A 19,794-nucleotide genomic window follows, 5' to 3' on the forward strand; every position below is an offset into this window, starting at 1 on the left:
ACCCCCCTACCGTGTTTGCGGGCCGGGGGGGGGCCCCCCGGCGGGGGGGCGGGGGGGGGGCCCCGCCCCCCCCCCCCCCCGGGGCGGGGGGGGGGGGGGCCCCGCCGCGGGCCCCGGGGGGGGCGCGGCGCCGCGTCCGGGCGGCCGGTGTTGGCCAGGTACATCAGTGGCAGCTGTATTTCGGGCTGGTGTCCTTGACCGACCCGTCGGCGGCGACGTAGGTCCAGCTGTACCCCGCGTCCGTGAAGTCGAGCTTCAGGACCCCGTACTGGCCGCTGATGCGCTTCTGGCTGTTGGGCTGCACCTGCTCGATGGGATAGGGCTCCGCGCCGCCCATGCCGCCGACGATCTCCACGATCCCGTCGGCGGCCGCCTTGCCGTCGGGGTTCTGCGGGGCGAACCGCTCGTAGTGGTGGTCGTGTCCGTTCAGGACCAGGTCGGCCTTGGCTGCGTAGAGGATCTTCCAGACGGGTTTGGAGACGGGGTCGTTGCCGTGTCCGCCCGAGGAGTACAGCGGGTGGTGCCAGTAGGCGGCGATGCACTGCTTGCCGTTGGCGGCGAGGTCGGCCTTGAGCCAGTCGATCTGGGCGGCCTGGTCGAAGGCGTTGGAGTCGAGGGCGATGAAGTGCCAGTTGCCCTCGTCGAAGCTGTAGTAGCTCTTGCCCTGCGGGTAGGCGACGCTCCCGAAGTACGCCTTGTATCCGGCCAGGGAGCCGGCAGGGTCGTACGTCTCGTGGTTGCCGGGCACGGGGTGGGTCTTGGCCTTGAAGGCGCCCCAGCTCTTGTCGTAGTAGGCGCGGAAGTCGGCTATCCGGGCGTCGTCGTACTGGTTGTCGCCCATCGTGAGGTAGAACCTGGGGTCGATCCGGCGGGCCAGGTCGGCGGTCTTCGGGTGTGCACAGCCGCTGTCGGAGGCCGTGCACTGCGCGGCGATGTCACCGGCCGCGACGACGGTGAAGGCGCCGCCGCCGGGGGGCGGACCGCCGTCCACGGTGCCGTACACCTCGGCCTCGAAGAGGGAGTAGCCGTAGGCCGTCCCGCGCGCGGTGCCGTACACGCGCAGGTACCTGCCCTTGCCAAAGAGGCCGGTGAGGTCGTCGGTGCCGCCGTTGCCGGCCTTCTCCTCGGCGATCCTGTTCCAGGTGGCGCCGTCGGTGGAGACCTCTATGCGGTAGGCCTTGGCGTAGGCGGACTCCCAGGTCAGCTTGACCCTGGAGACGGTGGCGGCGGCCCCGAGGTCGACGCGGATCCACTGCGGGTCCCTGCCCTCGGCGCTGGCCCAGCGGGTGGAGGCGGAGCCGTCGAAGGCGTTGGCGGCGCCGAGCGAGGAGTTCTCCGTGGAGGAGGCGGTGGCGGGCTTGCCGCGCGAGATGAGCGGGTCCTGCGCGGCCCCTGCCCGGCCGGGCCAGGCGAGGAGGAGCCCGGCGACCAGTGCGAGAACCGCGGTCACGACGAGGAGGACGGGTCGAAGCCGACTGTTGGTGGGGGTTGGCGGGGTGGAGGCGTACAGGTGCATGCCTGGACTCCTTGGCCTGGGGACGGCGAGAGCTGGACACCGGTGCGGAAGACGCCGCCCCCGGACCATCGGGGCGAGCAGGGGCCGGCGTCACGGCGGCCGGGTCAGAGCTCTCGCTGAGCACGTCATGCCCATGACACTAGGCACCGCGCCAAGCCGCCGTCGGGGAGCGTAGCGGATAGGAAAGTTTCCTACCAGTGGTCCTGCACGCGGGACGTGACGGGCGGTCAGGGCGACGGACTGCGGCTCGGACCGGTCACCGGGTGGAGAAGGTGCCGCTGTACACGTCCGTGCGGTTGCCGGGCGCGCCGGAGTGGGTTTCGGTCAGCACCGCCCGCACCCCCTTGCCGTCCGCCACCAGGCCCTGGTAGTCGCCGAGGAAGTAGCCCCCGGAGAACGGCGCCTGCAGCCAGTCGAAGACGCGCGAGATCCGTCGTTCGGTCCGGCGCTCCAGGTCTCCGTGCGGCAACGTGGCCAGCTGGTAGGCGGTGGGCAGGGTGGTGGTGTCGCCCGGCTCGAGGAAGCGCAGGTCGTAGTAGGTGAGCGCCACCGTGCCCCGCTCGTCGACCGCGATGGACGGGGAGAAGGCCGGCACGCTCTTCGGGCTGATCAGCTCCGGGCTCCCCCAGGTGCGACCCCCGTCGGTGGAGCGCACCAGCTGGATCGAGTCGAACCTGCCGCCGGAGAAGTCCGCGCCCTCGTAGGCCATGTACAGCGTGCCCGTCTTCGGGTCGATGGCCGGGCTGGGCAGGGTGGACGCGGCGCGCAGCAGCTTCGTCGGGTCGTTCGGGTCGACTTCCGGTACGGAGGTGTCCCGGGCCACGGTGACCGGGGCGCTCCAGGTCGCTCCGGCGTCGGTCGAGGTGACCATCGCGTAGTGCGCTTCGGCGACCGCGCTCAGGTCCTCGGTGTGGGTGATCTGGTCGAAGAAGTCGTACAGGGTGCCGGTGCGCCGGTCGACGACGATCTGGTGGCCGATGGTCTGCGTGTTGGGCACGGCGCTGGTGTCGACGAACGACCGGGCTCGGCTCCAGGTGCGGCCGCCGTCGCGGGTGATCGAGATGTAACCCGGTCCGTCGAGGGAACCGGGACCGGGCGGGTCGTTGTCGAGGCGGTCCCAGACCTGGTAGGCGGTGCCCTTGCGGATCGGGTCGGCGGTGAGGGAGGGCTTGTCGTTGAAGAACGGCTCTTCGTCGACGTGCGTGGTGGTGAGCTGATGCCAGGTGCGGCCGCCGTCGCGGGACGTGGCAGTCAGGAGGGCGCTGCGCGTGCTCCGGGTGAAGTCGACGCCCTCCCCTCCGGCGTAGACGGTACCGTCCGGTCCGGTGCTGACCCAGGGGTCGGTGGCGCGTTCGAAGTCCGCGCCGCCCGGCGCGCAGAGGCTGAACGGCAGCGTGCTCCGGTGGAAGGTGCGGCCGTCGGTGGTCCAGCCGGCGACCAGGCCACGGGCGGCGCCGTCGTTCCAGCGGTCCTGCTGGAAAACGGTGACCACGCGCCGGGGGTCGCGTGGGTCGACGGACAGGTACGGCTCGACCTCGGTGCCCGGGTAGACGATGCTGTCGGGGCCCCTCACGCCGATGGTGCAGTCGGCGTACGGGTCGCCGTGGGACACCCTGGTCAGCGGTGCGCCGTCGTGGCCCCCGTCCGCTGCGGCCGCAGTCGCGCCGGTGACCGTGGTGAGCAGGAGCGCGGCCGCGGCGGCGGCGGACACGGGCAGGAAGGCGCGCATGCGGGATCTCCTCCGGCCTCGGCGGGCGGGCTGCGGACCGCCGCCGGGGCGGTGTGGGGGTTGGCGTAACTGTGACTGGTGTGGCTAGGTGTGGCCGGCGTGGCTCGCGGAGGATGACCGGGACACCGGGTGGGACGACTCCGCTTGATCCTTTTCGGCGCCGGGGCCGGTGCCCTTGATGGGCCGAACGTGCGTCAGGATGCGGCCACGTTGCCGGGGCGGCGGTCGCCGTCCCGCCCCTTTCGGCGAGCGGCCCCGGCCGCGCGCCGAACGGGGTGCTTTTCGGCGAAGCCGACGCCGCCGCCCGTGCGCCTCACCACGGCCGCCCGCACCAGTGCCGATGCTCCTGTCGTGGACACCACGGACGGCACCGAGCTCTGGGCGGCGGCATGGCGGAGGCGGGAATCAACTACGCAGCGGTGTTCGGGGCGCTGCCCGGCATGGTCGCGCTCCTGACTCCCGATCTGAAGTACGCGGACGTGAACGACGACTTCACCCGCCTGACGGGACGTACCCGCGAGCAGCTGGTGGGCCGCTACCTGTTCGACGTGTTCCCCGACAACCCGAACGACGCCTCGGCGACCGGCGTCCGGAACCTGAAGGCGTCGCTCGAACGGGTGCTCACCACCGGCGAACGGGACACCATGGCGCTGCAGCGCTACGACGTGGAGTCCGCGGAGCGGCCCGGCCAGTGGGAGGAGCGGTACTGGAGCCCCGTCAATGCCCCCGTCGTCGACGCGGACGGCCGGGTGGTGCTGCTGGTCCATCGCGTCGAGGAGGTCACCGCGCTGATCAAGGCCCGCCGGGGAGCCGGAGGCGGCCAGACCCGCGTCCTGGAGGCCGAGCTCTACACCCGCGCGCGGGAACTGCAGGAACTCAACGAGCGCCTGCGCGAGGCCCACGCCCGCGAGCGCGAGGTCGCCCTCGCCCTCCAGGAAGTGATGCTCCCGGCGTCCGAAGGAGTGGGACATCACCGCGCCGCCGTGCGATACCGCCCGGCCGTCGGCTCCCTCAACGTCTGCGGCGACTGGTACGACCTCGTCGACCTGCCCGGTGACCGCATCGGCCTGGCCGTCGGCGACGTCGTCGGCCACGGCCTGCAGGCCGCCGGCGTCATGGGGCTGCTCCGCAGTGCCCTCAGCGCCGCCTCCCGTGTGGCCGAGGGCCCCGCCCGGGCCCTGGAGGTGCTCGGTCTGTACGCCCGCTCCGTCGAGGGAGCCGAGAGCGCCACCGCGGTCGAGACGTACGTCGACTGGGACGCCCACACCATCACGTACAGCAGCGCGGGCCATCCCCCGCCCGCCCTCCTGCGTACCGAAGGCACCGTCGAATTCCTCGACCAGGCCACCGACCCCCCGCTCGGCGCCCGCCCCGACCACGTCCCCCGCCCCCAGGCCACCGTCGCTTTCACCGAGGGCGACACCCTCGTCCTCTACACCGACGGGCTGATCGAGCGCCGCCGCGAGGACATCGACGTCGGCCTCGCCCGCCTCGCCGACTCCCTCGTCCGGCACCGTACGGCCGCTCCCGAACACCTCGCCGACGCCGTCCTGCTGGAGCTCCTCCCGCCCGCGGGCGCGACCGACGACGCCGCACTCGTCATCGTCCGGCTCTGACGGGCCGTCCGGGAACCAGCCACGGTCAGGGCCGGGGCGGGTGCGTGGCGAGCCAGTGGTGCGCGATGCGTTCGCGGGTGGTGACCCACGCGCCGCCGAGCTGTGCGACGTGCCGCAGGAAGCCGTCGAGCGCGCGGATCCGGCCGGGCCGGCCGGTGATCCGGCAGTGCAGGCCGACGCTCATCATGCGGGGGCGGTCGGCGCCCTCGGCGTGCAGGGTGTCGAAGGTGTCCACGAGGTAGCTGAGCATGTCGTCGGCCGTCGTGAACCCGTGCACGATGAGGAACTTGAAGTCGTTCGCGTCGAGGCTGTACGGGAGTACGAGGTGCGGGCGCCCGGCCGCCTCCACGTAGAACGGCAGATCGTCCGAGTAGTCGTCGGAGTCGTAGAGGAAACCGCCCTCCTCGGCCACCAGGCGCCGCGTGTGGGGACTCGTGCGGCCGGTGTACCAGCCGACCGGCCGGCGCCCGACGAGCCGCTCGATCGTCGCGGTCGCGTACGCGATGTCGGCGCGCTCGACGTCCTCGGGCACGTGCCGGTAGTCGATCCACCGCCGGCCGTGGCCGGCGACCTCCCACCCGGCGGCGCCCATCGCCCGTGCCGCGTCGGGGTTGCGCTCCAGCGCCTGCGCCACGGCGTACACCGTCAGGGGCGCCCCGTGCGCGGCGAGCGTGCGGTGGATGCGCCAGAACCCGGCGCGCGACCCGTAGGCGTACAGCGACTCGGCGTTCAGATCGCGCCCGCCCACCACGGGCGGGGCGCCCACGATCTCGTGGAGGTAGTCCTCCGACGCCGGGTCGCCCTCCAGTACGTTGCGCTCGCCGCCCTCTTCGTAGTTGAGGACGAGGCTCACGGCGACCCGGGCACCGCCGGGCCAGGCGGCATGCGGTGGCTCGGCACCGTATCCGACGAGATCACGCTGATACCCGGACACGGCCCGGACTCTACCGGCGGCCCGACGGCGACCGCCGCAGGCCACGCCCGCGCGTCCCGTTGCCGGGCTGTACGCAGGCGGCCCCGGGCCGCAGCTTCGTGCTGCGGCCCGGGGCCGTGGGGAGGGGGAGCCGGCCGCTCAGGCCGTGGCGCCGGCCTCGGCCGCGGGGGGCTCGGGGGTTTCGGCCGGGGCCCCGGCCTCGGTGGGCCGCGGGACGCGGTGCAGTCCTCGACGGTCGTAGAGGCGGGTGACGGCGAAGCCGAAGACCAGCGCGGCGACGAGGGCGACGCCCATCGAGGCCCACGCCCGGCTCAGGCCCGCGTCGGCCTGGGCGCCGTAGTAGAGGATGGCGCGCATGCCCTCGGTGATCTGACGCAGCGGCTCGAACTCGGACAGGGCCCGGAAGAACCCGGGCAGCGCCTGGAGCGGCACGGTCGCGCCGGAGGAGGGGACGGCCATCGCGACGAAGACGATGGTGGCCAGCAGCATGCCGGGGGTGCCGAACGCGGCGAACAGGGCCAGGCTGCCGATGCCGACGACGGCGATGGTGGCGACGGAGTAGAGCCACAGCAGGCCGAGGTGGGAGGCGTCCATGTCGAGGATCTTGACGGTGGCGACCTCGACCAGCGTGCCCATCACGAGTGCCGTGCCGAGCATGAGCGCCATGCCGATGGCCAGCGTGCGGACGCGGCTGGTGTGCTGGACGGGCTCGCGCTTGCGGACCGGGCCGTAGTCGGTGTGCAGGTAGCCGAGTGCCGTGTCGACCTGGGAGTTGACCAGGTTGGCGCCGAGCATGCCGCAGACGACGAGGACCAGCGCGTAGTAGAAGGCGCTCAGGCCCATGGCGCTGCGGGAACCGACGGGGTGGCCGTCGGCGACGGTGACGGTCACGGGGTCAGCGAACTTGAGCTGAGCGGCCGTCGGCAGCGGGGCCTTCTGGGCCGCGGCCTGCTTGAGGAGTTCCTGGCCGAGCTGGGCGGAGGCGGCGTGGGCGGCCTTCTGGGCGGCCTGCGAAGCCATGGAGGAGCCGATGCTGCCGGCGGACTGGTTGGTCAGCACGGTCAGGGTCGGCGGGGTGGCGGCCTTGCCCTGCGGGGCGGGCTGCGCCGCGGGCTGCGCCGCCGGCTGCGGGGCGCCCAGGGCGGTCACCGTGGCGCTGAAGTCCTGGGGTATGACGAGGGCGCCGAAGAGCTTGCCCCGGCCGAGCCGCTTGTCGGCCTCCTCGCGGCTGAGGACCTGCCAGTCGATGCTCTTGTCGCCCTTGGCGGCCTTCTGGATGCCCGCGACGATCTGCTCACCCATGTTGACGTGGCGGCCGCCCGCGTCGGCGCCTGCGTCGGTGTTGACCAGGGCCACGGGCAGGTCGCGCAGATTGCCCTTGGGGTTGACGTTGCCGCCGACGTAGAGCAGGGCGAACAGCATCGCGACGACGGCGGCGATGAGCCCCGTGCCGATCCACAGCCGGGGTCGGAGGAGCACGGACGGGTGTGTGGACTGGGGCATCGATTCTCCGGTGCGGCGACATTTCCAGTAGCTGGATACTCAAGGTATCCAGCTACTGGATAGTGGCAGTATCTTGTTGTGGTGTCCAATCGTCGATGATGCGAACCGGACCCCGTGACCACCAGGGAAGCCGCATATGAAGATCTCGGAGCTCAGCCGGCGGACCGGCGTGCCGGTCGCCAGCATCAAGTACTTCCGGCGCCAGGGCCTGCTGCCCGCAGGGCGGGCGACCGCCGCGACGCTGGCCGAGTACGGGGAGGAGCACGCGCAGCGGCTGCGGCTGATCAAAGCGCTGACCACCCTCGGCGGACTGTCGATCGCCGCCACCCGCGAGGTGCTCGGCGCCGTCGACCAGGCCGACACCTCGGAGGGCGCCCTCGGGGCGATCAGCTACGCCCTTCCGGTACCGGTGGCGGCCCAGGGCGCGACGGGCTCCGAAGAGGAGGCCGAGGCCGAAGCGGCCGCCGGGGACGAGGTGGCACAGCTGCTCGCGGCCCTGGACTGGCAGGCACCGGGCACGTCACCGCACGTGCAGGGGCTGACGTCGGCGCTGAAGGAGCTGCGGCGGCTGGAAGCCGGCTACGCCCCGGGAGAGCTGGCCGCCTACGCGCGGCTGGCCGAGTCGGTGGCCCGGCTGGACCTGGAGCGGGCGGCGGGCGTCGACGATCCGGTGGCCCTGGCCGAGCGGGCGGTCATCGTGTTCGCGATCTGCGCGCCGGTGTTCGAACTGCTGCGCCGGCTGGCCCAGGAGAATCAGGTGCGCCGCCGTCTCACGGACGGCGCCGCCGACTCCCCGGCGCCCCGGTAGCCGGACCGGCCGCACGTGAGCCGTTCGGCCGATGCCGGGCGGGGCAACCGAGTGGTGGGGGCGGACCGCCGGTGCGAACGTGGCAGACAGGCGGCCCCGCGAGGCCCCGGCTACTCGTCGAGCTCGTACGCGTACGCCTGATGCCACCTGCTCCGACTCGACAGTGAGGCCGGAAATGAACGAGAAGTCGAAGAACCTCCACGACCCGGAGTCACTCTCCGACGAGGAGATGATGAAAATGATCAACGACATCCTCGACAGCGTCCCACCCGAACAGGCGGAGGCCTGCCTCGCCGCCCTCGCCGACGGAAGGCCGGCCCCCCAGGACGTACCGGTCGATCTGACCCCCGCCCAGGCGAGCAGCCTCCTCCTCTTCCTCCACCGAGGCGGCGGCTGATTTCCCACTCACACGTTCGATTGTGGGCACGATGCCCGGCGGTCGGTTCCGCTCGCCAGAGCGCTGCGCCCTGTTTGCGCCGATATTCTGTGAAATGTGATCGAGTCTGGACAGCCGCGGCTACCTCGGCGCTACGGCCGGTGGAGGCTCGTGCGGCTGTCGCCGGTCTTCCTGACCATCGTGATCGCCGCCCTGGCCTACGCCACTCCGCCGGAAATGGCCTTCAGCCGTCTGCTGCCGGCGGCGCCGGCCCTGGCCGCCGCCATGTGGCCGGTCCTCCCCACCATCCTGCTCGGGACGGTCTGCCTCATCCTGATGATCGGCCTCAGCCTGATCTTCCCCGACCTGGGGACGTGGTGGACGTGCGCGGGGATCATCGCGGTCACCGTGGCCGCCGCGTACGGAAGCCACGTCCGGCTCCAGCGGGAACGCACGCTCTTCCAGGTGCGTCTCGTGGCCGACGCGGCGCAGCAGGTGGTGCTCAGCCCCATGCCGCGCCTCATCGGGAACATCGAGATCGGGTCCCTGTACCTCGCGGCCGCCGCGGAGGCCCGGATCGGCGGGGACTTCTACGAGGTGGTCGACACGCCGTACGGGGTCAGGCTGCTCATCGGTGACGTGCGGGGCAAGGGCCTGCCGGCCGTGGGGGCGGCCGCCGCGATCGTCAACGCCTTCCGGGAGGCGGCCTACGACGAGCCCGCGCTGGTCGACGTCGCGCGCAGGCTGGACGCCAGCAGCACCCGGTACAACGCCGCCTATCCCCCCGAGGGGACGATGGAGCGGTTCGCCACCGCCCTCGTCGCCGAGATCCCGCACGCGGGCAAACAGATCCACATCCTCAACTGCGGACACCCCCCGCCCCTGCTGCTGAACCGCAAGAGGGTCCGCGTCCTGGATGCGGCCACCCCCTCGCCGCTCCTCAGCCTCGCGGAGTTCCTCGGTGACCACTACAGCGTCGACTCGTTCGACTTCGCCCCCGGCGACGTGCTGCTCCTGTACACCGACGGGATCGCCGAGGCCCGTGCCCGGGACGGCGAGTTCTTCCCGCTGTCGGCCTGGATGGGACGACAGCCCCCGACACCGCCCCGCGAGCTCCTCACGGCTCTTCACCGCGACCTCATCCACTACAGCAGGGGCAACCTCGACGACGACGTCGCCGCCCTCGCCGTACGCCTGCGCGAACTGTGACGGCCCCCGACGGGTCAGGCCGGGCCGGCTGCGATCGCCAGGCGCACGGCGTCGGCCCGGTTGCGGACGTCGCCTTACGGGTCCGTGCTGGGCATGCCGGCCGGTCGATGCCGGGGAAGGGCCCGCATCAACCGGCGACGGGGGCTCGGTCCAGGCCCCACGTCTGGAGGGTGTAGGGGCGCCCCTTCTCCTCGCCCTCGATCAGCGGGACGTCGAGCAGGCTGAAGCCCGCCTTGGTCGCGACCGCGACGCTGGCGGCGTTCTCGGCCTCCAGCTCGAGGATCACCCGCTCCACGCCGAGCTGCTCGAAGGCGTACGCAGCCATCACCCGCACCGCCCGTACGGCCAGCCCGCGGCCGCGGTGGGCGGGGCCGACCGCGTAGCCGAGCTCCGTGCCCTCGGGGGCGCGCCGCAGCATCACCTCGCCGAGCGGTTCGTGGCCGTCTTCGGTGATGGCGAGCAGGATGACCGTGCCCTCGGCCCGCATCTGCCGGTCCCGTTCCAGCCGTGCGCGGGCGGCCGCCTCGTCGAAGGGCGAGACCATGGGCGTCCAGTACGCGACGTCGGGGTCGTCGAACAGCGCCGGCATCAGGGCGAGGTCCGCTTCCGTCCAGTCGCGCAGGACGAGGCCCTCCCCGGTGAGCTCGATGCGGTCGGGAAAGGGCGACGTGGTGCTGCTCATGGCGGCCGGACCTCCTGCTGTGTGAACGGCTAGGCAGGATATCCACGGAGTCACCGGCTCCGCCCTTACGGTCCGCGAGGAACTTCGTGCGTGACCTCCCGCCGCCCGGTGGCGCCGGGTCCCGCCGCGCCGACCTGGCACGGCGGGACCCCGTACGCGGGTCAGGACAGCGGGTCAGGACAGCGGTGCCGGCGCCTCCGGCGCCAGCGAGTTGCCCGCGGGGATGCGGCCGCAGTCGGACGGCGCCGTCCGGCCGTCGAAGCGGTCGCCCAGCCAGCCCAGCGCGACGGGCGCCCAGACGACGGGCGCGCCGATGTGGCTGAGCACCTCGTACTGGCTGTACTTGACGGCAGCGCCGGAGGCGCAGTACTGGCGGGCGAGCGCCCGCACGTCCCCGGTGACCATGACCCCGTCGCCCGTGCCGACCCCCGGGTGGTTGCCGAAGGTCCCCTCCAGGACTCCCGCGTTGCCCTGCGCGATGAACCCGGGGACGGTCGGGGAGGCGGCGGAGCCGAGGTTGAGCTTGTTGACCGCCTCCAGGAAGGCCGGGACGGAGTTGGGATCGGCGTATTGCGGCTTCGCCATCTTCTTCCACGTCAGCCCGGGGTAGCGGCCGATGGCGTCGATGATGGAGCCGCGTTCCAGCTCGCCGTACACCTTGAGGCCGTAGCCGTTGAGATAGGACTTGAGGTCGATGCCGTAGGACCGGGAGACGCCGATGACCGACATGGGGATGACACCCGACCACGCCAGTGAGCCGTCCACGTACCTCAGGTTGTGCGCCGGGTCCACGAGCAGGCCGCCCTCGGCGTACCCGACCAGCTTGCGGTTGACGTCCGGCGCGTAGCTTGGCGCGAGCGCGGCCGCCCAGTTGGTGGCGATGGCGCCGCCGGAGTAGCCCATGAGGGCGAAGGCGGTGGAGGAACCGAGGCCGGTCTGCTCCGACCTGGTGGCCGCGCGGATCGAGTCCAGGGTGTTCGTCCCGTACTCCGGCCCCGCGGCGAAGTTCGCCCGCTGGCCCTCGGTGTCCGGGATGACGACGTCGTATCCCTGCGTCAGCAGCGGCGCCAGGAAGAGGGCCTCGACGTTCGGGATGAGGCCGCCGAGGGTGACGTCGCCGGCGATCGCCCGGGACGGCCCGTCCTCCGGGTTCAGCGAATCGTAGAACGATTGGTAGGACACCGCCTTGCTGCGGTCACCCGTGGGGCTGCGCACCACGGTGGTCACGTTCGCGGCGGGACGGCCCTGGGCGTCGGTGGTGCGGTAGAGCAGCTGGACCGCCTTCAGGGGCGTGGGGATGCCGACGAGGTGGTACTGCAGGGTCCGTGTCTTCAGTACGGTGCCCGGCGCGAGCGCGGACAGCGGCTCGCCGCCGCCGTAGGCGTAGAACGGATCGCTCGCCGACGCCGACGCCGTTGCCGTCGCCGGTGCCGCCGTGGACTCGGCGGCGGTGGCCACCGGCGCGGCGGCCATGACCGCCGCGGTGGCGACGGCGACGGAGATCAGGCGGACGGTTGCCTTGCTCATGCGCTTCCTCGATTCCTGGGTGGGGGGCTGACACTCCGACACGAGGTCGCGTACGTCGGCGCGTCAGGCCGGGGCGGGCGGCCCCCGGCAGGGGATTGCGGAGCGATGCGGCCGCGGTCCGCCACATCCGGCCATTCACCAGCCAGTAGTGTTACCAACCAGTAGGTGATGTCCCGGAAACATCATGGGGCCGGTATGCGGCCACGTCTCCGGGGCGGGGAACAGAGATGTGCGAGGTGGATTGTGACCGGATCCAACGCCGTGGGACGGGACCCGGTGCCGCAGTTCGGCGGCGTGCCGGTCCACAAGCGACTCCAGGACGCCGCCGCGGCGTTGGAGCGCGCGGTGATGGTCCGGCTCGTCGAGCGACTTCCCGTCTACGGAACGCTGCCGGCGGAACACCTGGGCGGCGACATCGCCAAGCAGGTGACCCGCGGCATCCGGAGCTTCGCGGCGGTGCTGTCCACCGGCGAACTGCCGGGGCAGGCCGAAGCGGCGGCCATCCGCGAGTCCTCGGCCCGGCGCGCCGACGAGGGTGTGCCGCTGGAGGCCGTGGTCGGCGCCTACCACCTGGGTGCGGAGGAGTGCGCCGCCCAGGTCTTCTCCGCGGCCGAACCGGGCGACCTGGGCGATGTGCTGCTGGTCCAGCGTCAGATGCTCGCGTACCTGCGCCTGGTGAGCTGCGAGGTCGCGGCCGGGTACGTACAGGAGCGGCAGACGGCGCTCAGTGACGAGCAGGTCGCTTTACAGTCGCTGCTGTCGCGGCTGCTGGAGGGCGGCAGCCCGCAGGCCGCCGCCGATCGCGCCGGCATCCGCCTTCCCCCCAGTTACCTGGTGCTGAGCGTCTCGGTGGGACCGCACCCGGACGAGCTGGAGCCCGGGGTGAACCACTCGGTGGCGGCGCGCCGCAAACTCCGGCGGCTGCGCAACGAACTGCAGCGCCGGACGACGGGGGTCCCGCTGTCCGTACTGTCCGGTGACGGCGGGCTCATACTCATCCCGGACGAGACGCCGGCCGCCGATTTCGGCCGTGCGGACCGGGACCGGCTCTCCCGGCTGGTCGAACAGCTCGGCCTGATGTGCGGTGCCGAGCTGGTGGCCGCGGCAGCGGCGGCGCCACCGGAGGGCGTCGCGGAGGCCGCCCGGCTGGCCGGCGAGGTGCGTGCGGTGGCGCAGGCCTCCGGCCGCGGGCCCGGACTGCACCTGCTCGACGACGTGCTGCTCGAATACCAGTTGAGCCGCCCCGGCCCGGCCCGGGAAGCACTCGCCGCACTTCTCGACCCGCTCGATGCGCGTCCCGAGCTGCTCGTCACGGTGCGCGCGTTCCTCGCGTGCAGCCTGGACCGGCGCCGGACCGCCGCGCGGCTCCAGGTCCACCCGAACACGGTGGACTACCGCCTGCGGAAGGCGACCGAGTTCACCGGGCTGGACGCCGCCCGCGGCGCCGATGCCCTGACGCTGCGCGCCGCACTGGCCGCGCACGACGCCGAACGGCAGGGCAGGACCGACGGCGGCTGACCCGGACCGGCTGCCGCGGGGTTCCAGCTGTGACCGTGACCGGTCACGGGCGGCTACGGACGGGCCCCGGCACGGCGCTCGGTGGTGCGATCAAGGCGGCCTTCGGCATGGAGGCCCCCAACGGGGCCGGGGGCGGCGTACGGTCGGTCGAGGGGGCCGTGGCACGCCGTCCGGGCCGTCGTGCCCCACCCGGTCACGGACCGACCGGTCCCGTCGTCGTCGATGCCGCCGGAACAGGAGCACCCGATGCGCCTTTACGCCCAGACCCGCGCACGTCGTACCCGGCAGGTGCTGGCCGATCTGATCGCCGTACTGCTGGTGGCCGTCGCGGTGAGGTTCGCGCTGGCCGTCCACGACGGGATCATGCTACTGGCCGCGCCGGGACGGGAGTTGGAGGACGCGAGCGGCGGCCTCGCGTCCGGCCTCGCCGATGCGGGGGACGCGGCGTCGGACGTACCGCTGATCGGGGGCGTCCTGAAGAAGCCGCTGCAGTCCGCCGCCGAGGCCGGGCGCGGGCTTTCGGATGCCGGGCAGTCCATGCAGGACGCGGTGGGCCGGATGGCCGACCTGACGGCGTTCGCCCTGATCGTGTTCTCCGTGGGTCTGGTGCTGGTGGTCTGGCTCCCGCCGCGCGTGCGCTGGATCCGGCGCAGTGCCCGGATCCGCGGACTGCTCGACTCTCCCGGCGGCGCCGACCTCCTGGCCCTGCGGGCCCTGACCGGGCCGGTGAAGGACCTGGCCACGGTGCCGGTGCCGCCGGGAGGTCTCGCCGACGCATGGCGGCGCGGGGACGAGCAGGCCATCGGTGACCTGTCCCGGGTCACGCTCAGGCGGGCCGGCCTGAGCATCTGACACCGCCGGACCGGGCCCCGGCACTGCCGTCGCCCCGTACAGTGTGCGCGGCACGCCGCACGACGGGAGGGGATGTCCGACATGGCGTACGGGGCGGGGACGCAAGCGCGCGGCCCGGGTGCGGGAGGCGCGGACGTGGCGTCGGCGCTGCGGTTCGCGACCGAGCTGTGCGCGTGGGTGGCCACACCGTGGGCGCTGGCGCCCTGGTCGGTCGTGGCGGCGGTCGCCGCCGTGGTGCTGCTGATCGGGTTGCCGACGGTGTTCGCCACTCCCGGGGACAAGAACCAGGTCATCGTCCCCGTCCCGGGAGCGGTCACCGTGGGTCTCGTGCTGCTCCAGCTGGCCGCCGCCGTGGCCGCGGCCTGGGTGGCCTGGCCCGTGTGGGCGGCCGTCGCGGTGACCGTACTGGCCGCCACCTGCCTGTGGACGGAACGGGCCCGCCGGCGCCGCCTGCTGGGCGGCGGCACGGCCTGACCGGGGGGACCGGGCGCGTGGGGCCGGGCCTGCGGAGGCCGGCCCGCGCGGGGGCCCAGGCTATCCCTTGGCCGGGTCGGCGCCGGGCCGTTTGTGGATCCGGTCGCCGACGGCGAGGGACTTCCAGAGCCGGCGGCTGATCCGCACCTTCACGGATTCGCCGTCGGCACGGCGGACCTCGGCGAAGTGGTACATGTTCGCGCCGTCGAGCATGCCCCGGGAGAGACGGACGACGACGCCTTCCCAGGAGTCGCCGCGTCCGGCTTCGTGTGATTTCGACATGGTACGGAGCCTACGAAGGGCTCCGGCCACGCCACCAGGTCCGTGAATCCCGTCCCCGTGCGTACATTTGTCACTCGTGAACGCGGGAGGACCCGGGAAGGACGATGCGCCTCAGGGCGGGGGCGAGGCATCGGGCCCACGACAGGAGTCGCGGGGCGGGGCAGCGCCCCGCTGGATGAAGTGGTGGGCCGCAGCGCCCAGAACGGCCCCCAGGGCGGGGGCGACGAGGTAGATCCACAATCCCGCGGTGCTTCCGGACAGCAGCACGGGCCCGAACTGGCGGGCGGGGTTGGCGGAGCCGCCGCTGAGGGGGCCCAGCACGGCCACGATCGCGCCGACGAGAACCGCCAGTGCCGGGGGGAACCACCGTTCGTGGGCCGGGTGCGCGAGGAAGAAGCCGATGACCAGCGTCACCACGACCAGGCAGCCCGCTTCGGCCCCGAAGACGGCCCAGCCGTTCCACGAGGGCGCCGCGGCGGCTGCGCCGTAGCCGACCCGCGCGACCGCCGGCCCCCAGGCCAGGCGGCCCAGCACGGTCCCGGCGATCGATCCGCCGAGCTGGGCGACGACGTACGCCGCCACGCCACGCCCGGGGAAGGCCCGCAGCCGCCAGAGCGCGAGCGTCACCGCGGGGTTCACGTGCGCACCCGAACGCCGCCCCCACGGCGAGCGGATCAGCGCGAAGAGGAGTGCTCCCACCAGCGCTCCCACGACGAGCAGGGCCAGGCGGAGGTTCGCGAGTGCGAGCGGCGAAGCCGGATCGAGCACCCAGCGGATGACCGTGACCACCGCGAACATCAGCAACGTGGTCAGGGCGAACTCGTACAGGGGGTGGCCGCGGGGTCCGGGCCCGGTCGGCAGGGGCGCGGGGCCGGCGTCCGCGTCCCGTCCGGGTTCACCGGCCGGCGCCGCGGGCCTGGAGATCTCGCCTCCGCTCATGGGGTCTCCTTCCGTTCGGGCGACTTCGGCGCCCGGTCGTGTACGAGCACGTCGACGAAGCGTGCTGCACGCGCGGGCCGGGATGCGCGGGTACACGCCGGGGACCGGCTTCGGGCCCGGCAGCGGGCAGGCACGCCCGACGAGGGCGGCGGCCGGTGACGCCCGGGCGGAGAACACCGGATCGTGGGAATCCGGCGTATCGGCGCTACACGACGGCCCGGGCAAGGGCACCACGCCCAGTGGACCCGGAAGCCCCGTGCGGCGCGTGCGGGGCCGCTATCCGCCGAAGTCGGGCAGGATCAGGGCGCCGTCCTCGGCCAGCGTGAAGCCGGGGTTGTGGGCCACCTCCCAGGGATGCCCGTCGGGGTCGGTGAAGACGCCCGAGTAGAAGCCGATCGCGTTGACCGCGGCAGGGCGGGTGATGGTGCCGCCTGCGCCGACGGCGGCGCCGAGGACTGCGTCCACCTCGGCGTCCGTGCGGACGTTGTGGGCCAGGGCGATACCGCCGAACGCGGTGGGCGGCGTGTCGGGCAGGCCGCAGTCCGCGGCGAGCTTGCGGCGGTCCCACAGCACGAGGGCCAGACCGGCCGCCTGGTGGAAGACCGTCTCCTGCACCTCGGTCCCGCGCCATCCCAGCGCCGCGTAGAACCGCTGGGCGCGGGCCAGGTCCGCGACCCCCAGGGTGACCATGCTGATCCGCTGTTCCATGCCGTCACCGTAGCGGGCCCGGGCGGCGCCATCCGGCAGGCGGACCGCGGGGTCAGGCGGACCGCGGGGTCAGGCGGACCGCGGGGTCAGGCGGACCGCGGGGTCAGGCGGACCGCGGGGTCAGGCGGACCGCGGGCGGCCCCGCTCCACGGAGGGGTCCGTGGAGCGGGGCCCGGACCCGGCGGCCCGCAGCGGTGCCGTCAGGAGGACTGGTCCGTCAGGATCGCCGGGTCCGACAGGCCCGCGGCACCCGTCTCGACCTTGCCGGCGAAGCGGCGCACGAAGTCGGCGGTTCCGGAGGCCGTGACCGTGACGTCGTACCAGCGCTTGGTGTTCTTCAGCGACACGCTGTAGGTGACGGTCGCGCCCTTGGCGACGGTGAGGCGCTTCGGGCCGCCGCCGTAGAAGTTGGTGATCGTCAGCGCGGCCGTCGCGCTGCCGGCGTTGGTGCAGGTGAGGTCCAAGTTGCCCGTGGCGGCGTTGTGGCGGGCGGTGACCTCGGGGCCGGGGGTGGTGCCGGGGTTGCGGAAGCCGCGCAGGAAGCCGTTGGGGCCGTGGACCGTCAGGTCCGTGACTCCGGCCGAGTAGCGGGTGTTCCAGGCGTCCGCGATCGACTTGCCGGCCTCGGTGGTGTAGGTCCACGGGGCGTCCGTGCGGTTGCCGGAGGTGACGTAGAACTGCGCGCCCAGGTCCGGGCCGCCGCTGAACGTCAGCCGGAACTTTCCCTCGGCGGTGAGCGCCGTGCCGTCCACGTACGGGGCGTACTTCAGCGGACGGGTCCGGCGCAGGCCCTTCTCCTGGCGCGGCATGCTGCCGACGGCCGGCGGGACCGCGTGGAAGTCGGGGTGGCGCTCGCGGTCCCGGGGCTCGAAGCCACCGGTGTCGGGCAGCCGTACGGCCCCGGTGTCCTGGCGCCCGAAGTCGAAGGCCGCGGTCAGGTCACCGCAGACGGCGCGGCGCCAGGGCGAGATGTTGGGCTCCTGCACGCCGAAGCGCTTCTCCATGAACCGGATGACCGAGGTGTGGTCGAAGGTCTCGGAGCAGGAGTAGCCGCCGGTGCTCCACGGGGAGACGACGAGCATCGGCACGCGCGGGCCGAGCCCGTACGGGCCGGCGACGTAGCCGGCCTTGCCGGGGAAGACGTCCAGCGCGGTGGCCACGGTGGACAGGCCCTGGTCGGCGCCGGCCGGGGCGTACGGCGGGACGACGTGGTCGAAGAACCCGTCGTTCTCGTCGTACGTGATGAACAGCGCGGTACGGGCCCACACGTCGGGGTTGGAGGTCAGCGCGTCGAGGACCTGCGCGATGTACCAGGCGCCGAAGTTGGCCGGCCAGTTGGAGTGCTCGCTGAACGCCTCGGGTGCGGCGATCCAGGAGATCTGCGGCAGCTTGCCGCCCTGGACGTCGGCGCGCAGCCGGTCGAAGTAGCCTTCGCCCGCCTTGGCGTCGGTGCCGGTGCGCGCCTTGTCGTGGAGCGGGTCGCCCGGCCGGGCGTTGCGGTAGTTGTTGAAGTACAGGAGCGAGTTGTCGCCGTAGTTGCCGCGGTAGGCGTCGTTGATCCAGCCCCAGGAGCCGGCGGCGTCCAGGCCGTCGCCGATGTCCTGGTAGACCTTCCAGGAGATGCCGGCCGCCTCCAGGCGCTCGGGGTAGGTGGTCCAGCCGTAGCCGGCCTCGGCGTTGTTGAGGACCGGGCCGCCGCCGGTGCCGTCGTTGCCGGTGTGGCCGGACCACAGGTAGTAGCGGTTGGGGTCGGTGGAGCCGATGAACGAGCAGTGGTAGGCGTCGCAGATGGTGAAGGCGTCGGCGAGCGCGTAGTGGAACGGGATGTCCTCGCGCGTCAGGTACGCCATGGTGGCCGGGGTCTTGGCGGGCACCCAGTTGTCGTACCTGCCCTTGTTGAACGCGCTGTGGCCGCCCGCCCAGTCGTGGTTGAGGCCCTGGAGGTACTCCATGCCGAGGTCGTCCGACGGGGGACGGAACGGCAGCGTCTCCTTGCCGGCGGCGTCGCTCTGGTGCCAGACGGACTTGCCGCTCGGCAGCGTCACGGGGCGCGGGTCCCCGAAGCCGCGGACGCCGTTGAGCGATCCGAAGTAGTGGTCGAAGGAACGGTTCTCCTGCATCAGGACCACGATGTGCTCGACGTCCGCGATGGTGCCGGTGGTGCCCTGTGCGGGGATGGCGGCGGCACGCGCGATGCTCTCGTTGAGCATGGTCAGGGCGGCGGCTCCGCCGGTGAGCTGGAGGAAACGGCGGCGGTTGAGTTCTGCCATGGCGAGAGGGACCTCTGCTTTTGGTCGAGAAGTGCTGGAGCGCCCCCAGAACAGCCTGTCCGGGGTACCGGAGAGGGAGCTTGACGTGACCGCGGCGGATACGCCAGACGAACGGCAGTCGGATATCCGCATGAGTTCGGCCATCGGGCCGCGGAGCGGTGGTACCGGCCGCGGGCGCGGGAGCGCTCGGGGGCGGTGGAGATTTTGACCGGTTCACCACTCCTGCGAGCGACCTCGCGCGCCGGCTCACAGGGCTCCGCCCCCGGCGGGGCCGCCCGGGGCGGCCCGCGGCACCGCGTGTTCCGGATGCTCGCCCGCCGGGGCCACGAGCACCGATGGGCGTCGTGCGGGCAGCGCCCGCTCCGCGACGGAGGGTGCGCGCACCCGGTGCACGGCACAAGGGGCATACGGGCGAGGTGACGAAGCAGGGCGGGTCAACAGGCCAACTTGACATGGGCAGTTGCCGTTGTCCCGTCCCGCCCCGAGACTCGGTCCTGCACCACGACGCACCATCGGACGCCCCGACTTCGAACCATCTGTTCCCTGGTGGCGATCCGTCCGTCGACCGCGGGCGCCGGCCAGCCGACGCCGTCCTTACGCGGTGTGCACCCCCTCATCAACGAGAGGAAGTCAGCCATGTCCGAATTCTCTTCCACCACCGGGTCGGACCTCGATCTGGACCTCGACCTCGACCTCAGCGACCTGACCGTCACCGCGCTGAGCGACACCGCCGCCCTGCCCGAGAACGGCGGCTCGTGGGGCTCCTGCTCCTGCCAGGGCTCTTCCTCCTGTGCCCAGCCGCAGGTGGAGACGCCCGTCGTCTGACGGCCGTGACGGAGCCGCTCCCGTGC

19 protein-coding genes are annotated in these 19,794 nt (G+C 72.7%); 8 read left to right on the forward strand and 11 right to left on the reverse strand.

What is annotated here, in order from left to right:
- Positions 1-163: 163 nt before the first annotated feature.
- Entirely contained in the window at positions 164-1,516 is a 1,353-nt protein-coding gene (locus ACIPK4_RS22595; protein ID WP_402315289.1) for a discoidin domain-containing protein, read from the reverse strand.
- A gap of 256 nt (positions 1,517-1,772) precedes the next feature.
- Positions 1,773-3,245 carry a sialidase family protein gene (locus ACIPK4_RS22600; protein WP_402315291.1) on the reverse strand — a complete coding sequence of 491 codons (1,473 nt, stop codon included), beginning with the start codon at positions 3,243-3,245 and terminating at the stop codon, positions 1,773-1,775.
- A gap of 389 nt (positions 3,246-3,634) precedes the next feature.
- Between ACIPK4_RS22600 and ACIPK4_RS22605 the strand changes: the two genes are divergently transcribed.
- Complete coding sequence (locus ACIPK4_RS22605; protein ID WP_402315293.1) at positions 3,635-4,861, forward strand: PP2C family protein-serine/threonine phosphatase; 1,227 nt, start codon at positions 3,635-3,637, stop codon at positions 4,859-4,861.
- 25 nt (positions 4,862-4,886) lie between these two features.
- Here ACIPK4_RS22605 and puuE read toward each other — a convergent pair whose 3' ends face one another.
- Both puuE and ACIPK4_RS22615 read right to left on the reverse strand, forming a co-directional pair.
- Positions 4,887-5,795, reverse strand: coding sequence for an allantoinase PuuE (gene puuE, locus ACIPK4_RS22610; protein WP_402315295.1), 909 nt, complete (start codon positions 5,793-5,795; stop codon positions 4,887-4,889).
- Between the two features lie 138 nt (positions 5,796-5,933).
- A complete protein-coding gene (locus tag ACIPK4_RS22615) occupies positions 5,934-7,298 on the reverse strand; it encodes a YhgE/Pip domain-containing protein (protein ID WP_402315297.1) in 1,365 nt (454 codons plus the stop codon).
- 136 nt (positions 7,299-7,434) lie between these two features.
- Between ACIPK4_RS22615 and ACIPK4_RS22620 the strand changes: the two genes are divergently transcribed.
- From ACIPK4_RS22620 to ACIPK4_RS22630, 3 genes are all read left to right on the forward strand, one after another.
- Positions 7,435-8,106 carry a MerR family transcriptional regulator gene (locus tag ACIPK4_RS22620; RefSeq protein ID WP_402315299.1) on the forward strand — a complete coding sequence of 224 codons (672 nt, stop codon included), beginning with the start codon at positions 7,435-7,437 and terminating at the stop codon, positions 8,104-8,106.
- A 175-nt stretch (positions 8,107-8,281) separates the two neighbouring features.
- The gene (locus ACIPK4_RS22625) at positions 8,282-8,503 is read left to right on the forward strand and encodes a hypothetical protein (protein ID WP_402315300.1); all 222 of its coding nucleotides are present in this window, start codon (positions 8,282-8,284) and stop codon (positions 8,501-8,503) included.
- 96 nt (positions 8,504-8,599) lie between these two features.
- Complete coding sequence (locus tag ACIPK4_RS22630; protein ID WP_402315301.1) at positions 8,600-9,691, forward strand: PP2C family protein-serine/threonine phosphatase; 1,092 nt, start codon at positions 8,600-8,602, stop codon at positions 9,689-9,691.
- A gap of 127 nt (positions 9,692-9,818) precedes the next feature.
- Here the strand turns inward: ACIPK4_RS22630 and ACIPK4_RS22635 are convergent, their stop codons facing one another.
- Both ACIPK4_RS22635 and ACIPK4_RS22640 read right to left on the reverse strand, forming a co-directional pair.
- On the reverse strand, positions 9,819-10,373 hold the full coding sequence (locus ACIPK4_RS22635; protein WP_402315303.1) for a GNAT family N-acetyltransferase: 555 nt from the start codon (positions 10,371-10,373) through the stop codon (positions 9,819-9,821).
- Positions 10,374-10,547: 174 nt separating this feature from the next.
- Positions 10,548-11,900, reverse strand: coding sequence for a lipase family protein (locus ACIPK4_RS22640; protein WP_402315305.1), 1,353 nt, complete (start codon positions 11,898-11,900; stop codon positions 10,548-10,550).
- Positions 11,901-12,143: 243 nt separating this feature from the next.
- On the opposite strand from ACIPK4_RS22640, the gene ACIPK4_RS22645 reads away from it, so the two are divergent.
- The 3 genes from ACIPK4_RS22645 (at position 12,144) to ACIPK4_RS22655 (ending at position 14,744) form a co-directional block, all read left to right on the forward strand.
- Positions 12,144-13,418: a PucR family transcriptional regulator gene (locus ACIPK4_RS22645; RefSeq protein ID WP_402315307.1), complete on the forward strand. Its 1,275-nt coding sequence runs from the start codon at positions 12,144-12,146 to the stop codon at positions 13,416-13,418.
- A gap of 246 nt (positions 13,419-13,664) precedes the next feature.
- Positions 13,665-14,270, forward strand: coding sequence for a hypothetical protein (locus ACIPK4_RS22650; RefSeq protein WP_402315309.1), 606 nt, complete (start codon positions 13,665-13,667; stop codon positions 14,268-14,270).
- Positions 14,271-14,342: 72 nt separating this feature from the next.
- Positions 14,343-14,744 carry a hypothetical protein gene (locus tag ACIPK4_RS22655; RefSeq protein ID WP_402315311.1) on the forward strand — a complete coding sequence of 134 codons (402 nt, stop codon included), beginning with the start codon at positions 14,343-14,345 and terminating at the stop codon, positions 14,742-14,744.
- A 60-nt stretch (positions 14,745-14,804) separates the two neighbouring features.
- Here the strand turns inward: ACIPK4_RS22655 and ACIPK4_RS22660 are convergent, their stop codons facing one another.
- The 5 genes from ACIPK4_RS22660 to ACIPK4_RS22680 form a co-directional block, all read right to left on the reverse strand.
- Positions 14,805-15,026, reverse strand: a complete 222-nt coding sequence (locus ACIPK4_RS22660) for a hypothetical protein (RefSeq protein WP_402315312.1) — start codon at positions 15,024-15,026, stop codon at positions 14,805-14,807.
- 111 nt (positions 15,027-15,137) lie between these two features.
- The gene (locus ACIPK4_RS22665; RefSeq protein WP_402315314.1) at positions 15,138-15,965 is read right to left on the reverse strand and encodes an MIP/aquaporin family protein; all 828 of its coding nucleotides are present in this window, start codon (positions 15,963-15,965) and stop codon (positions 15,138-15,140) included.
- Positions 15,966-16,241: 276 nt separating this feature from the next.
- Positions 16,242-16,673: a VOC family protein gene (locus ACIPK4_RS22670; protein ID WP_402315316.1), complete on the reverse strand. Its 432-nt coding sequence runs from the start codon at positions 16,671-16,673 to the stop codon at positions 16,242-16,244.
- Positions 16,674-16,873: 200 nt separating this feature from the next.
- Positions 16,874-18,943, reverse strand: coding sequence for a phosphocholine-specific phospholipase C (locus tag ACIPK4_RS22675; RefSeq protein WP_402315318.1), 2,070 nt, complete (start codon positions 18,941-18,943; stop codon positions 16,874-16,876).
- 246 nt (positions 18,944-19,189) lie between these two features.
- Entirely contained in the window at positions 19,190-19,327 is a 138-nt protein-coding gene (locus ACIPK4_RS22680; RefSeq protein ID WP_402315319.1) for a hypothetical protein, read from the reverse strand.
- 252 nt (positions 19,328-19,579) lie between these two features.
- On the opposite strand from ACIPK4_RS22680, the gene ACIPK4_RS22685 reads away from it, so the two are divergent.
- Positions 19,580-19,768, forward strand: coding sequence for a thiazolylpeptide-type bacteriocin (locus ACIPK4_RS22685; RefSeq protein ID WP_054221076.1), 189 nt, complete (start codon positions 19,580-19,582; stop codon positions 19,766-19,768).
- Positions 19,769-19,794: the final 26 nt, after the last annotated feature.

It is taken from the genome of Streptomyces sp. NPDC086989, from assembly GCF_044745505.1.
Taxonomy (GTDB): Bacteria; Actinomycetota; Actinomycetes; order Streptomycetales; family Streptomycetaceae; genus Streptomyces.